Origin of the sequence: Pseudomonas sp. DCA-1 (assembly GCF_046523955.1) — a bacterium.
Lineage (GTDB): Bacteria > Pseudomonadota > Gammaproteobacteria > Pseudomonadales > Pseudomonadaceae > Aquipseudomonas > Aquipseudomonas putida_Y.
Genome location: NZ_CP169881.1, coordinates 2411403 through 2425054 on the forward strand (window position 1 = coordinate 2411403; position 13652 = coordinate 2425054).

Sequence of the window (13652 nt, forward strand, 5' to 3'; positions counted from 1 at the left end):
TCAAGTCGTACGCATGTTCGTTGCAAGGCCATCTAGCGCTGATGCATTACGTGGAGAATTCGACGTGGAGTTTAATACAATTATTAGCCTGTTCGGGCAGAAAGAATCCATGGAACTGGTGCGGCTGTCGGTCATTTATGTTCATTTACTGGCCTGTTGTATCGCCATCGGCCTGGTCTTTACCAGCGATGCCGAGATGGTCAGGGCCTTGTTGAAGGGGCATCAACAGGCCAGCCATGACGGTAAGCACATGGCGCGATTGCAGGCGTCCGTTGCCAATGCCTTGATATTCTTGTGGCTTACCGGTGCTGCGGTCATTGGTATCGATTATCTTGAAAAGGGCATGAGTTATTTCGCCAATCCCAAACTTCACGCAAAAGTCATTATTGTCTTGCTCCTGACCTTTAATGGCATGTTGTTGCATCGTTATGTATTACCTGCCTTGCTCAAGGCCGGTTCTTTGCTTGACCTGAATATAGGCGTGCGGATGTTTGCGCTGTTTTCTGGTGCACTGTCAGGTGTTTCCTGGTTATATGCAGCGATGCTGGGCGTCGGTCGGCCACTGGCCTGGAAGTATTCGCTGACCGAGTTGCTGTTGGCCTATCCGGTGATGATCCTGCTTGGCTTTGCCCTGATGGCCGCACTGACCCAGTGGGCGCGAAAACGCAATATGGTCAAAGCGACGCCAGCACCTGTGTGGCCGCTGGCGGGCATTCCTTGCTGATGGCCTGAAGCACTGCAACGGCGCTGCGAACCGGCGCTTCGGTTACACGTTTGCCTGCTCGCTGCGCCCTTTGGCCAGATAAGCGTTGAACTCTTCTTCCGGCACCATGCTGCCCCCCGTTCCCCAGACGAGGTGGGTGGCCTGTCGCAGCCGGGCTGGGGTGAAGCGTTGGCGGGCCAGGTACTCGTCGGCTTGCAGCACCCGTAGCATACCCGGTACGCCGGCCAGGGCAGAGGGCTCCAGTTTGACCTTGTCCTGCTCATGGGCGATGACCATCAAGCGGTACAGCTCTTCGTCGGTCACGGTGTAGTAACCATCGATCAGCCGCTGCATGGCTTTGCCGACAAACCCAGATGGGCGCCCGACCGCCAGGCCGTCTGCGGCGGTGATGTTGTCGATGCCGAAGTCCTGCACGCTCGTTTCATCATGCAGGCCGGTATAGACACCCAGCAGCATGCAGGGGGAGTGGGTGGGTTCGGCAAAGACGCAGTGCACCGCATCGCCGAACATCAGCTTCAGCCCGAATGCGACACCGCCCGGGCCGCCCCCTACGCCGCAGGGCAGATACACGAACAACGGATGGTCTGCGTTCACCTGAATGCCAGCCTGGTCGAGTTGCCGTGCCAACCGTTCGGCGGCGACGGCATAGCCGAGAAACAGCTGTGGGGAGTTTTCGTCGTCGACAAAATAACAACTGGGGTCTGAGGCCGCCTGCTGGCGACCCTGCTCGACCGCTACGCTGTAGTCGCACGCGTGTTCTACCACTGACACGCCGTTGGCCCGCAGCTTGTCCTTCTTCCATTGCCGGGCGTCGGAGGACATGTGCACGCTCACCTTAAAACCCAGCTTGGCGCTCATGATGCCAATCGACAGCCCCAGGTTACCGGTCGAACCCACGGCGATCGTGTGCTGACTGAAAAATGCGCGGGCCTGGTCGCTCGCCAGTTGGGTGTAGTCATCCGTTGGCGTGATCAAGCCGGCCGCCAGGGCCAGGTCCTCGGCGTGCTTGAGCACTTCATGGATACCGCCCCGGGCCTTGATCGAGCCGGAGATGGGCAAGTCACTGTCCGCCTTGAGCCACAGGTTGCCTGCGTTCTGCAGTGATCCTTCTTCGACAAACACCCGGCGCAGCTGTGGCAGCGGGATGACAGGCGACTCGATGACCCCGCCGGCAGCGGCTGTTTCGGGGAACACAGTGGCCAGGTAAGGCGCGAACCGCTGCAGCCGCGCGCTGGCCGCTTGCACGTCGGCAGCCGTCAGGCCCACATCGTGCAGGGCTTCTGCAGCCTTGGCGATACCCGGGTTGAACCAGCTGGTCTGCTTCAGGGCAACCAGATCGGCGATGATCGGATGGCTTTGTTGCCAGGCTTCCAGGGTTTTTCCGTGAATCATGATTTCACCTGCAGGCAGTCTGTTGTCCGCCTGCAGCAGTCTCGTGACAGGGGGAAGGGGCAGGATAACCCACGGAGTCTCGAACATTACACATTGGCTTTACTGAGGTGTTGCCTGTACCGGCCCCTTCGCGGGCTCGACCGTTCCCACAGGACATCCCAGCCTTAAAGGCTTGCGCAGTACCTGTGGGAGCGGGCAAGCCCGCGAAGGGGCCGGTACAGGCAAAGGATCTGAACCGTTTGCTTGTTCAGCCATAAGGCGGCGCTGGCAGTTCGGCCAGGAGGGTTTTCAAGCCGTCGCTCCACTGCCTGCGAATCTGCTGGTAATAGGCATCGTCGCTGGTAATGCGCTTGCGCGTCATGCTTTCCAGGCTGTTATCGCGGTACACCAGCAAGTCCAGCGGCATGCCCACCGACAGGTTGCTGCGGATGGTGGAGTCGAACGAAATCAGGCCGCAGCGCAGCGCTTCATCGAGCGGCGTGCGGTAATCCAGGTTGCGGTCGAGTATTGGCCTGCCGTACTTGCTTTCACCCAGTTGCAGAAACGGGGTGTCCGGCGTGGCCTGGAAGAAATTGCCTTGCGCATACACGTTATAGATGGCCATGGGGCCGCCGGCTATCTGGCCGCCGACGATGAATGAACTGCTGAGGTCGATATCGGCCGTGAGCTTGCTGCGGTCTCTTCTGACCACCTCGCGCAGGGTGTCGGCGACCAGCACCGTTGCATCGTACAGCGTGGCAACGTTCAGCAGGTGGGGGCCGTTGCCTTGGGTGCGTTGCTGCAGCAGGTTGATCACCGACTGCGAGGTCGCCAGGTTGCCGGCGGTCTGCAGCACGATCAGCCGCTCGCCCGGCACGCTGAAGACGAACAACTTTGTAAACGTGGAGATCTGGTCGATGCCGGCGTTGGTGCGTGAGTCGCTGATGAAGACAAGCCCGTCCTCCAGGTGCATGGCGACACAGTAAGTCATGCGGTTTCCCTTGCGTTGCGTGTGAAAGGGTCTTGCCGCACTCGCGCGGCAAGACCGGTCTGAAGCCAGCCTGTCACTGGCGATGCACGTGGACACTGGCCTGCATCGATTCGGCGCCGCCGCCGCGGCGTACGCCCCTGACCGGACAGGCGTCGAGGTAGTCCAGGCCCACCGCCAGCTTCAGGTGACGCTCTGGCCGGGTCAGGCGGTTGGTAATGTCGAAGCTGTACCAGGCATCGTCGACCCAGGCTTCGGCCCAGGCGTGGCTGGCCAGGTGTTGTTCGTCCTCGGTGCACAGGTAGCCGGACACATAGCGTGCCGGCACCCCCAGGCTGCGTGCGCAGGCCAGGAAGGCGTGGGTGTGGTCCTGACACACGCCCGCGCCACCGCTGAAGGCTTCGATGGCCGTGGTGCCCACCGACGTGGCCCCAGGGCTGTAGGGCATGTGCTCGGCCAGGCCTTGCATCAGCCCGATCAGCGCTGCCCGGTCGCGGTGACTGCCACATTGCCGGGCGGCGAAAGCAATCAGGGTGTCGTCGGCCTGCGTCAGGTGGCTGCCGCGCAGGAACGGCAGGGGCGACTGGCTCTCGGTTTCGTGTTCGCAATCCGGGTCGATCTCGACCTGGCCGTGTGCGGTAAGCGCCAGGTGGCCATGGGGTTTGTCCAGTGTCAGCACGTGCAGGATGTTGCCATAAGGGTCGATCTGGCCCTTCACCTTGCAGGGCAGGTCCAGTTGCCATTGATTGATACGTTGGCGTTCGCTGCTGCGCGGTGTCAGGCGCAGGAACTGGATACTGTTGCACACGTCGCTGGCGTAGCTATAGGTCGTGTCGTGGCGAATGGACAGTTTCATACAACCTCCAGGTAGGAGTGATGGACGGCCTGGCCCAGTTGGTTGATGCGGCCAATGAAGTCGCTCAGCCAGGGGTGCAATCCGGCATCGAGGATTTCGTCGATTGCGGTGTAGCGCAGGCGCGCATTCAGTTCGGCGGCCATGCGCTGGGCGGCACGCCCGGTACTGCCCGGCAGGCCCGCCAGGATCAGGTCCAGCTCCTCGATGCAGGCATGTAGCGAGCGCGGCACGTCTACCCGCAACAGCAGCAGTTCGGACACCGGCCGGGCACTGGGCGCGGCGCGATAGAGCTCGTTGAAGGCCTCATACGAGGTCAGCGCGCGCAGCAGGGCGCTCCATTGGTAATAGCCGCGGGCGGAGTCGTCGCTGACCTCTTCGGAGGCCTCGCCGAACATTTCATAGCGCGAATCGAGCAGGCGCAGGGTGTTGTCCGCCCGCTCCAGGAAGGTCCCCAGGCGAATGAAGCTGTAGGCATCGTTGCGCATGATGGTGCCGGAGGTCGCACCGCGGAACAGGTGCGATCGTTCCTTGACCCAGTCGCAGAACTGGCTGATGCCATAGCGACCAAGGCCATTGCTGGCAATGTTGCGCATTTCGATCCAGGTGGCGTTGATGTTCTCCCACATGTCGGCGGTGATACGGCCGCGTACTGCATGGGCATTGGTCCTGGCGGCCTGCAGGCAGCAATAGATGCTGCTGGGGTTGGTGGCGTCGAGGGCGAAGAAGTGCAGCATGCGCTCGGTGTCGAGTTCATTGTGCCGACGCAGGTAGTCGTCCAGCATGCCCGAGGCCATCAGCGACATTGCCAGTTCGGTATGGCCGTCGCTGCGCCCGGCCTGGGGCATCAGCGATAGCGAGTAGCTGACCTCGAGCATGCGCGCGAGGTTTTCTGCACGTTCCAGGTAGCGGGACATCCAGTACAGGTCGGAAGCGGTTCGCGAAAGCATGGCTCAGTCCTCCACCACCCAGGTGTCCTTGGTACCGCCGCCTTGCGACGAGTTGACCACCAGCGAGCCTTCCTTGAGCGCCACGCGCGTCAGGCCACCGGGCACCAGGCGGGTTTCACTGCCCGACAGCACGAACGGGCGCAGGTCGATGTGACGCGGTGCGATGCCGCTGTCGACGAAAGTCGGGCAGGTTGACAGGCACAGCGTCGGTTGAGCGATATAAGCGTGCGGGCGGGCTTTGATGCGCCCGCGGAAGTCCTCGATCTGGGCTTTGGTCGACGCAGGCCCGACCAGCATGCCATAGCCGCCGGAGCCCTGGGTTTCCTTGACCACCAGTTCGGGCAGGTGGGCCAGTACATGGGACAGCTCCGCCGGCTTGCGGCACTGCCAGGTCGGCACGTTGTTCAGGATGGGCTCTTCGCTCAGGTAAAAGCGGATCATGTCGTCGACATAGGGGTAGATGGATTTGTCATCGGCCACGCCAGTGCCGACGGCGTTGGCCAGCACCACATTGCCGGCGCGGTAAACCGAGACCAGCCCCGGCACGCCCAGCATCGAATCAGGGTTGAAGGACAGCGGGTCGAGGTAGTCGTCGTCCAGGCGGCGATAGATCACGTCCACCTGCTGGGGGCCGGCCGTGGTGCGCATGTAGACATGCTCATCACGCACGAACAGGTCGGCGCCTTCGACCAGCTCGATGCCCATTTCCCGGGCCAGGAAGGCATGCTCGAAATAGGCGCTGTTGAAACGGCCGGGCGTGAGCAGCACCGCGGTGGGGTTGTCCAAGGGGCTGGCGCTCTTGAGCGTGTCCAGCAGCAGGTTGGGGTAGTGGTCGATGGGCGCGATACGCTGGGCGGCAAACAGTTCGGGGAACAGGCGCATCATCATCTTGCGGTCTTCGAGCATGTAGCTGACGCCGCTGGGGGTGCGCAGGTTGTCTTCCAGCACGAAATAGCTGCCATCGCCGTCACGTACCAGGTCGACACCGGCAATATGCGCATACAGCCCACGGTGCAGGTCCAGGCCCTGCATGGCGATCTGGTAGCCCTCGTTGGCCAGCACTTGCTCTGGCGGGATGATGCCGGCCTTGAGGATGCGCTGGTCATGGTAGATGTCCTGCAGGAACAGGTTCAGCGCCTGTACCCGTTGAATGCAGCCACGCTCGACCGTGCGCCACTCGCTGGCGCGGATGCTGCGCGGGATGATATCGAAAGGGATCAGGCGCTCGGTATCCTGCTTGTCGCCATACAGGGTGAAGGTGATGCCAGCGCGGTGAAACAGCAGGTCGGCCTCGCGCCGACGCTGTTCCAGCAACTCCAGCGGGGTGTTGGCCAGCCAGCGGGCGAACTCCTGGTAATGCGGGCGGCAGTTGCCGTCCGCTTCGTACATTTCATTGAAAAAAGCCCGGGACATACCCACTCCTTGCCGCCGTTGCCGGCAGCTTCATTGCGGTTCATCTGCGTCTTTCAGGGTGCTGCCTTGCTGGGGTAAGTGGGAGCTGTGTCTCGCGTTAACCTCGGTCTCGGTAGATTGCCTGTGCGTTGAGCACAATCAGTCTTTGCAATAAAAGTGCCGAATACGCCTGGCGGTTCTGGGGATGCAGGAAATGTGAGGGGCACACCCCTGGCAGCAAGGGCCGGCGCATCAAAAAAGGGCGCTTTTGATTCGGGCGCGGGTTTTGAATCGAAATGGGGCACCGGCCGGTGCCCGGCGGGAGAAAAAGGGAATATTCCGGGTGCATGACTTGGGGGGAAGGGGGCATGCATCGAGTGCCGCGCGGGCGGCACCCGATTGAACAAACGCTGAATATCGCGAGGCGAGCGCCTTCAGGCCCTCAGAGGCAGGCGTAGACCACCAGCTCCACCAGCATTTCTTCCCGGGCGAGGCCCGCCACCACTACGGCCGCGCGGTTGGGGTAGGGCGCCTGGAAATACTCGGCGTACACAGCATTTACAGTTGCCAAATAGCGGCGGTCGGTCACGTAGATCAGTACCTGGGTCACGGCATCCAGCGAGCTGCCAGCGGCTTCCAGGGTGTGGCGCAGGTTGTCCAGTGTCTGGCGGGTCTGTGCCTCGATGCCGCCGGCAACCACCTGGCCCTGCGTATCGATTGGGATCTGCGCAGTGTACAACGTACCGTTGCCGACGACCGCCCATTCCAGTGGCGCCCTGGAGGCGAACAGCTCGGTCTTTATCGCATGCTTCATGGGTTGTTTCCTCAGTGGCAAGGGTTTTCAGTCGGCGTCGCTGCCGCCGCCTGCACCGTGGCGACGTGAGGCATCGGTGCTCTCGACAAGGATGTGTTCGGCCAGCTGCCTGAGCCTTTGCCAGGTATGTTCGTTGACTGTAAAACCTTGCTGCAGTGTGCGCTGCGGGTCGGTTATTGCCTGGGCTGTCTGGCCTGCTCGGGTGAACAGCACCGTTACGTCTTGCGCGGCCGCTTCAATGGCCTGGGGCCGGGTTTCACTGCTCAGTTCCGGGCGCGGCATGCCGGCGGTAAAATCGGCCAGGTGGCATTGGCGGGCGTCCTCCCAGCGGGCTTGCACGTGCAGCCCCTGCACAGCTGCCCGGCTCAGGTAGCCCAGCAACAGCAAACGGTTGTGACAGTGGCGTATGCGCAGTTCGGCCTGACCACAGCGCATGGCCTTGGCTGCCACCAGTTCCACCACCGTGGCGGCGCAGCGCAACACGCTCTGGCCCTTGGCGTCGATCACCAGCAGGGCGTTATCCTCATGGCACAAGGCGTATGGCCGTGCAGCTTCGGCTTGCAGATAACGCAACGCCTTTTCCAGTGCACCGACGCCATCGAGCCCCTGCAGTTGCAACCAGCCCACGAGTTCGGCGGCATCCTCGCAGTCGCCCGGGGCGAAGCCCATGCCTTCGAATGCCTTGCGGCACATCACCTGTATTTCGTTAAGCGATACGCGCATGGTCAAAGCTCCCTTTGCGGCATGACTGCGAAATTCCAGTCGTCTGCGAACGGCTGACCGATGTCGCTGACCAGCGGCGCGCCCTGGAACAGTGTGATACGCACCCAGCGGCTTGACTTGGGGTCGAATTTCCCCGCGCCGAAAAATGCCAGTTTGCAGCGCAGCAGGTGAATCGGCAGCATGTCCCGGGCCAGCAGATTGGCACGGATTTCACCGAAGTTTGTTTTTGCCATGCCTTGCAGGCGGCGTACCGTACCCTTGAACATCGGTTGGGCGATCAGGAAGTGAGCGGTCAACGCCTGGGGCTGCAGTTGCAGGTGCTCCAGCAGTGCGCCATGGCACTGCTGGATATTGCGGGCAATGCCCAGTTGCATTTCTTTTTCGGCCCCCGGCTCCTCTGCGCGAATGCCCAGGCGCGGCTCTTCTTTTTCAGCTGAGCGGTACCAGAAGAAGTGCTCCGCATCGGCAGCACTGAAGTCGTAGCGCAACGCCCAGCCATACTGCTGCTCGATGAGCTGGCGCAGGTGCTCAAGGGGCATCTGGGCGTCCAGCTGCCAGCTTTCGTTGACCCCCATGTGCTCGGCCAGGGGCGTGACCTGCTCGGGGTACAGCTCCAGCAGCAGGCTGACCAGAAGCTCCTGGCAGCCCACCCCCGTATGTAATTGCGCCCAGGCCAGCAGGCGCGGCCAAAGGCCCGCGCCGTCGGCTTGCGTGCCAAGCCAGGTGGCCAGTAAAGCAAGCTCGGCCAAGGTTTGCAGGTTCTGCTCATGCTGGCGCTGGTCTTCGGTCCGGGACTGGCTCAGGTGCAACTGGGCGCGCGCCAGCAATTGCTGCAGGCGCGCCAACGGGGCGGGCTCCGCCGACTGCGCCAGCACCAGGGCCAGGGCCGTTTCCCGCGTACTGATCCAGTGCTCCACCAGTTGAGGGTGGTTGAGCAGAAAAGGGGCCATTCCCAGCCCGGTCGCGTTGCCTACCCCCAAGTAACGTTGAAGGCCCGGGGCCAGTTGCACTGCCCGCTGCGGGGCGAGTGCCCGGGCCATGTGGTTGATCTGCTCGATGCTGAAGTGACGCAGCAGGTAGACGGTGAACATCTGCGCGCTGAACGGTTGTTTGAAGTCCGGGTTATCTTGCAGGCAACCAAAATCGGCGATGCCGAACTTGCCGTTACCGTAAACCGCGGTGGTGCGATACAGGTAGCCGACTTCAGCCAGTTGTTCTGGATCGGGCTGGCGACCTTCTGCCAGCGCCGCCAGAAACCGGTCGAAATTGCGCAAGCTACGGTTGGCCCGCGACAACACCAGCACGCGAGCATCGAAGCGGCCGGCTTCCTGCAGCGGCACGTTGCGTTGTAGGTCGGCCAGTTGTGCTATGTCGACATCGCCGGCCACCAGCACGAAGCTGACGTCCCACTGGTCGGCGATGACCCGATCGCTACGCTTTTCCGGCGGCAGGTAGGCCGAGAAGATCACGCAGTGGTAATGGCCGTTTGGCGTTTCGATGCGGTAGATCGCAGTGCCGAAGCCTTGGCCATCGAGGTCGAAACAGCTGCGCCGGATATGCCAGCGCTGCTGCATCATCCGCCGCATGCTGCTGCGCACGAAGCTTAGCGGGCTCTGGAAGTGGCTACCCAGCCGGGCCAGGTCCATGACTTGGCTGGCAGGGCGCAACGCGGGTATTGCAGGCACGCTGTTGGGCATTGTTGTTGTACCTGGATGGATCATGTTCAGACGCCTTGTTCACGGGCCATGTGTCGAGCGATGCGCACGGCATCCCACAGGGCTGGCAGGATCACCAGCGACACCGGCACCGCGGTGATGACAATGAAGGATTGCAGGGCCGTCACACCGCCTGCGCCAATGGTGATCAGCACCACCGCCGCCAGGCCCATGCCGATTGCCCAGAAACCGCGCAACCACTTCTTCGGTTTATCGTCGCTGGACATCGCCAGCGCCACGGTGAAGGCCATGGCGTCGCCATTGGTGGCCACCGAGATGAAACTCAGGAACAGGAACAGCGCGCTGACAAGGCCACCCAGTGGCAGGTTCTGCGTCACTCCCAGCAACAGGTCTTCAGGCTTGGCGCCATGGGCGGTGACGCTGCCTGGCGTTTGCAGCTCCAGGCCGATCCCGGTGCCGCCCACCACGGTGAACCAGAACATGGTCACCAGCGGTGCGATGATCGACAGCGTCATGATGATCTCGCGGATGGTGCGGCCCCGCGAGATCCGCGCGACGTACAGTGCCACCATGGGCGCATAGCCGATGAACCAGCCCCAGTAGAACACCGTCCACCAGTCCAGCCATTTGGGGTCGGCGCGGAACATCGTCAGTGGGATGAAGTGCTCCACGTGCAGGGCAAAGGCCGCCGGGAAACCGCTGAGGATGAACAGCGTCGGTCCGAATACCACCATGAACAGTGCCAGGCCGATCATCAACCAGACGTTGATTTCGCTGACAAAGCGGATGCCTTTGAGGCCCACCAGGCACGAGACAGTGTACATCGCGGTGACCAGGACGATGGTCAGCGACTGGGTGACGATAGTGTTGGGCAACCCCCAGGCGGCGTGCATGGCGCTGCTGATCTGCAGGCCAAGGAAACCGATCGGACCGATGGTGCCGGCCACTACCGCGATGATCGAGGCAGCGTCGGCCAAGGTGCCGATCGGGCCCTTGAGCGCTCGCTTGCCGAACAGGGGGTAGAGCAGGGTACGCGGCGCCAGCGGAAGGCCTTTATCGTAATGCAGGTGCATCAGCACGATCGCCAGCAGGCTACCCAGCACGGCCCAGGCCAGGAAACCCCAGTGCACGAACGATTGCGCCAGTGCCGCGGTGGCCGCTGCTTCGCTGTGCGGTTGCAGGCCGGCGAAGAAGGGCGGTGGGCTGGCAAAGTGCATCAAGGGTTCGGCAGCGGCCCAGAAGGCGCCACCACCTGCCAGCAAGGCGCACATGATCACTGCGATCCAGTTGAAGGTGCTGACGTCCGGGCGCTGGGTGACCCCGCCCAGGCGTACACGCCCGCATCTGGAAAAACCGATGAACAGGCTGACGGCGAAGGTTGCCAGCATCAGCACTTGCCAATAGAGGCCAAAGGCCTTTGTCGACCAGGCGAACAGGGTATTGACCAGCGCCGACACGGTGTCGATGTCGATCAGCGCCGCCAGCAGGAAGGCGCCGAGGAATCCGCCGCTGATCAGGAACAACGGCCAGTCGATATCGCGTGCCATAGGCAGGCCCATGGCCTGGCCGTCGGCCTGCAAGGTGGTTGGGTTTTTCATGAAACCTCCGGAACCTGCGATTGTTTTTATTGTTGATGCTGTCCGTGCAAAGGGTTCAGGCCTGTGCCGTGGTGGCGGTTTCCAGCAGGCGCAACCAGTTCAGCCCCATGATGTTGCCCACGTCTTGCTCGGCAAAGCCGCGGGCGCGCAGGCCCTGGGCGATGTTGCGGAAGTCGCGGCTGTCGCGGAACCACTGCAAGGGCGCCGGCCAGTTGGCGTTGTCCCTGGAGCCTTCGCCGTAGTCCTTGTCCTTGCTCCAGCGGCCGTTGCGCATCCATTCCAGCACCGACAAGGGTTGCGCCTGGCACAGGTCGGTGCCGATGCCGATATGCTCCACACCCATCAGGTCGGCGGTGCGCGCGACCATGTCGCAGAAACTTTCCAGGCTACAGTCCGAGGCACCCTTGAGATGGAACGGGTAGGTGCTGAACCCCAGCAGCCCGCCGGACTCTGCGATCCCGCGTAGCACCGCATCGGACTTGTTGCGCTTGGCGGCGTGGAAGCTGGCAGGGTTGGCGTGGGAGATGATCACCGGTCGGCTCGACAGTTCGATGGCCTCAAGCGTGCTTCGCTCGGCGCTGTGAGACATGTCGATGAGCATGCCGACGCGGTTCATTTCGGCGATCACCTGGCGGCCGAAGCGGCTGATGCCGTTGTCCTCGCGCTCATAGCAGCCGCTGGCCAGCAGGCTTTGGTTGTTGTAGGTCAGCTGCATGACGAGCACCCCGAGCTGGCGGAAAACCTCTACCAGGGCAATGTCGTCCTCGATCGGCGAGCAGTTCTGGAAGCCGAAGAAGATACCCACCCGGCCCTCCTCGTGGGCCAGGCGGATGTCGCTGGCCGTACGCACCGGGCGGATCAGCTCGGGCCATGTCTCGAAGCGGCGGTTCCACTCGCCCAGGCGCGACAGGGTTTCGCGGGCGTTTTCGTGGTAGGCGATGGTGGCGTGCACCGCGCTCAGGCCACCGGCCTGCATCTGCTGGAATATTTCCTGGCTCCAGTTGGAGTACTGCAGGCCATCGATCATTAAAAGGTCGTGCATGGCATGTATTCCTTCAGGGCCGCAGGTAGGTGGTCTTGACCACGGTGTAGAAGTCGCGAGCGTATTGCCCCTGTTCCCGGGGACCGAAACTCGAGGCTTTACGGCCCCCGAATGGCACGTGGTAGTCGGTCCCGGCGGTGGGCAGATTGACCATCACGCAGCCGGTCTGGGCGCGGCGCTTGAAGTGGCTGGCGTGGCGCAGCGACTGGGTGATGATCCCGGCTGTGAGGCCGTACTCGGTATCATTGAGCGTGGCCAGCGCCTCTTCAAAATCGCGCACGCGGATCACGCAGGCGATGGGGCCGAACACTTCCTCGCGGTTGATGCGCATGTCGTTGCGGCTGTTGATGAACAGGGCAGGGCGCATGTAGTAGCCATCGGAGGCCAGTTGCAGGCGCTCGCCACCTTCGATCAGGGTGGCGCCTTCGGCCTGGGCCAGTTGCAGGTAGGCCAGGTTCTGTTCCAGCTGGCGCGCGTCAGCTACCGGGCCGATCTGTACGCCAGCCTCCAATGCATGGCCGACCTTGAGCTGGCGCATGCGCAGGCGCAGCGCCTCGACGAAGCGGTCGTGGATGCCGTCGCAGACGATCAGCCGTGACGACGCAGTGCATTTCTGCCCAGTGCCAAAGAAGGCCCCGTTGAGCGCGCATTCCACGGCCAGTTCGAGGTCGGCGTCGTCCATGACTACCAGGGCATTCTTGCTACCCATTTCCAGTTGGCAGCGCACCAGGTTACCGGCGGTGGCAACCGCTACGCGTCGGCCCGTCTGCAGAGAACCGGTGAACGTCAGGGCATCGATCTCGGCGGACTGGATCAGGGCCTCGCCGACGTCAGCACCGCTGCCCATCACCAGGTTGAAGGTGCCGCTAGGCAGGCCCTGACGGCTGATGATCTCGGTGAGCGCCCAGGCACTGGCCGGCACCAGGTTGGCCGGCTTGAACACCACGGCGTTGCCGAAGGCCAAGGCCGGGGCGATTTTCCAGGCAGCGGTGGCCATGGGGAAGTTCCATGGGGTAATGATGCCCACCACACCCACCGGTTCGCGATGCACTTCGATGTCGACCCCTGGGCGCACCGAGGCGGCAGTCTCGCCCATCTGGCGCAGCACTTCGGCGGCGTAGTAATGGAAGAACTGGCCGCTGCGGTTGACCTCGCCGATGCCTTCGGCCAAGGGTTTGCCTTCTTCTCGCGACAGCAGTTCGCCGAGTTCTTCCTTGCGGGCGATCAACTCGTCGCCGATGGCCATCAGCACTTGTTGGCGGCTTTCCAGAGCACTGGCAGCCCACAGGGGTTGAGCGGCGCGGGCGGCCTGGATGGCCTGGCGGGCCTGTTCGGCGCTTGCTTGATGGTACTGGCCGATCAGGTCGCCAGTGTCCGAGGGGCTGTAGTTGCCCAAAGTGGCGTGGCCTTCACACCACTGGCCATCGATGTAGTTGTTGTAGGTCTTGTGTGACATGGATGAACGCCTCCGTTTGCATGGCATTCATCATGCGAGCAATATGCAGCAAATAAAAATTAATA

At 62.5% G+C, this 13652-nt stretch carries 12 protein-coding genes; 1 reads left to right on the forward strand and 11 read right to left on the reverse strand.

What is annotated here, in order from left to right; genetic code table 11:
- Positions 1-109 precede the first annotated feature (109 nt).
- Positions 110-724 carry a hypothetical protein gene (locus tag ACE4QZ_RS11275; RefSeq protein WP_103462392.1) on the forward strand — a complete coding sequence of 205 codons (615 nt, stop codon included), beginning with the start codon at positions 110-112 and terminating at the stop codon, positions 722-724.
- A 42-nt stretch (positions 725-766) separates the two neighbouring features.
- Here ACE4QZ_RS11275 and ACE4QZ_RS11280 read toward each other — a convergent pair whose 3' ends face one another.
- The 11 genes from ACE4QZ_RS11280 to ACE4QZ_RS11330 form a co-directional block, all read right to left on the reverse strand.
- Positions 767-2116, reverse strand: coding sequence for a D-serine ammonia-lyase (locus ACE4QZ_RS11280; RefSeq protein ID WP_410480446.1), 1350 nt, complete (start codon positions 2114-2116; stop codon positions 767-769).
- A 247-nt stretch (positions 2117-2363) separates the two neighbouring features.
- Positions 2364-3086: a proteasome-type protease gene (locus tag ACE4QZ_RS11285; protein WP_021783995.1), complete on the reverse strand. Its 723-nt coding sequence runs from the start codon at positions 3084-3086 to the stop codon at positions 2364-2366.
- A gap of 73 nt (positions 3087-3159) precedes the next feature.
- Positions 3160-3939: a transglutaminase domain-containing protein gene (locus ACE4QZ_RS11290; protein WP_021783994.1), complete on the reverse strand. Its 780-nt coding sequence runs from the start codon at positions 3937-3939 to the stop codon at positions 3160-3162.
- The gene (locus ACE4QZ_RS11295; RefSeq protein WP_021783993.1) at positions 3936-4886 is read right to left on the reverse strand and encodes an alpha-E domain-containing protein; all 951 of its coding nucleotides are present in this window, start codon (positions 4884-4886) and stop codon (positions 3936-3938) included. The genes ACE4QZ_RS11290 and ACE4QZ_RS11295 overlap by 4 nt, the downstream gene beginning before the upstream one ends.
- A 3-nt stretch (positions 4887-4889) precedes the next feature.
- Positions 4890-6299: a circularly permuted type 2 ATP-grasp protein gene (locus ACE4QZ_RS11300; RefSeq protein WP_103444554.1), complete on the reverse strand. Its 1410-nt coding sequence runs from the start codon at positions 6297-6299 to the stop codon at positions 4890-4892.
- 421 nt (positions 6300-6720) lie between these two features.
- Positions 6721-7092, reverse strand: coding sequence for a RidA family protein (locus ACE4QZ_RS11305; protein ID WP_021782244.1), 372 nt, complete (start codon positions 7090-7092; stop codon positions 6721-6723).
- A gap of 27 nt (positions 7093-7119) precedes the next feature.
- Entirely contained in the window at positions 7120-7815 is a 696-nt protein-coding gene (locus ACE4QZ_RS11310; protein WP_103444553.1) for a DUF3726 domain-containing protein, read from the reverse strand.
- Between the two features lie 2 nt (positions 7816-7817).
- On the reverse strand, positions 7818-9512 hold the full coding sequence (locus tag ACE4QZ_RS11315) for a hypothetical protein (protein WP_021782246.1): 1695 nt from the start codon (positions 9510-9512) through the stop codon (positions 7818-7820).
- A 26-nt stretch (positions 9513-9538) separates the two neighbouring features.
- Positions 9539-11089 (reverse strand): BCCT family transporter, encoded by a 1551-nt coding sequence (locus tag ACE4QZ_RS11320; protein ID WP_021782247.1) that lies wholly within the window; start codon positions 11087-11089, stop codon positions 9539-9541.
- 55 nt (positions 11090-11144) lie between these two features.
- Complete coding sequence (locus ACE4QZ_RS11325) at positions 11145-12131, reverse strand: dipeptidase (protein WP_103444552.1); 987 nt, start codon at positions 12129-12131, stop codon at positions 11145-11147.
- A gap of 13 nt (positions 12132-12144) precedes the next feature.
- Entirely contained in the window at positions 12145-13587 is a 1443-nt protein-coding gene (locus ACE4QZ_RS11330; protein WP_103444551.1) for an aldehyde dehydrogenase family protein, read from the reverse strand.
- Positions 13588-13652 lie beyond the last annotated feature (65 nt).

Coding starts and splice junctions, on each gene's coding strand:
- ACE4QZ_RS11320 (WP_021782247.1), bottom strand. CDS start 11,089: ATGAAAAACCCAACCACCTTGCAGGCCGACGGCCAGGCCATGGGCCTG.
- ACE4QZ_RS11310 (WP_103444553.1), bottom strand. CDS start 7,815: ATGCGCGTATCGCTTAACGAAATACAGGTGATGTGCCGCAAGGCATTC.
- ACE4QZ_RS11285 (WP_021783995.1), bottom strand. CDS start 3,086: ATGACTTACTGTGTCGCCATGCACCTGGAGGACGGGCTTGTCTTCATC.
- ACE4QZ_RS11325 (WP_103444552.1), bottom strand. CDS start 12,131: ATGCACGACCTTTTAATGATCGATGGCCTGCAGTACTCCAACTGGAGC.
- ACE4QZ_RS11330 (WP_103444551.1), bottom strand. CDS start 13,587: ATGTCACACAAGACCTACAACAACTACATCGATGGCCAGTGGTGTGAA.
- ACE4QZ_RS11295 (WP_021783993.1), bottom strand. CDS start 4,886: ATGCTTTCGCGAACCGCTTCCGACCTGTACTGGATGTCCCGCTACCTG.
- ACE4QZ_RS11290 (WP_021783994.1), bottom strand. CDS start 3,939: ATGAAACTGTCCATTCGCCACGACACGACCTATAGCTACGCCAGCGAC.
- ACE4QZ_RS11315 (WP_021782246.1), bottom strand. CDS start 9,512: ATGCCCAACAGCGTGCCTGCAATACCCGCGTTGCGCCCTGCCAGCCAA.
- ACE4QZ_RS11300 (WP_103444554.1), bottom strand. CDS start 6,299: ATGTCCCGGGCTTTTTTCAATGAAATGTACGAAGCGGACGGCAACTGC.
- ACE4QZ_RS11305 (WP_021782244.1), bottom strand. CDS start 7,092: ATGAAGCATGCGATAAAGACCGAGCTGTTCGCCTCCAGGGCGCCACTG.
- ACE4QZ_RS11275 (WP_103462392.1), top strand. CDS start 110: ATGGAACTGGTGCGGCTGTCGGTCATTTATGTTCATTTACTGGCCTGT.
- ACE4QZ_RS11280 (WP_410480446.1), bottom strand. CDS start 2,116: ATGATTCACGGAAAAACCCTGGAAGCCTGGCAACAAAGCCATCCGATC.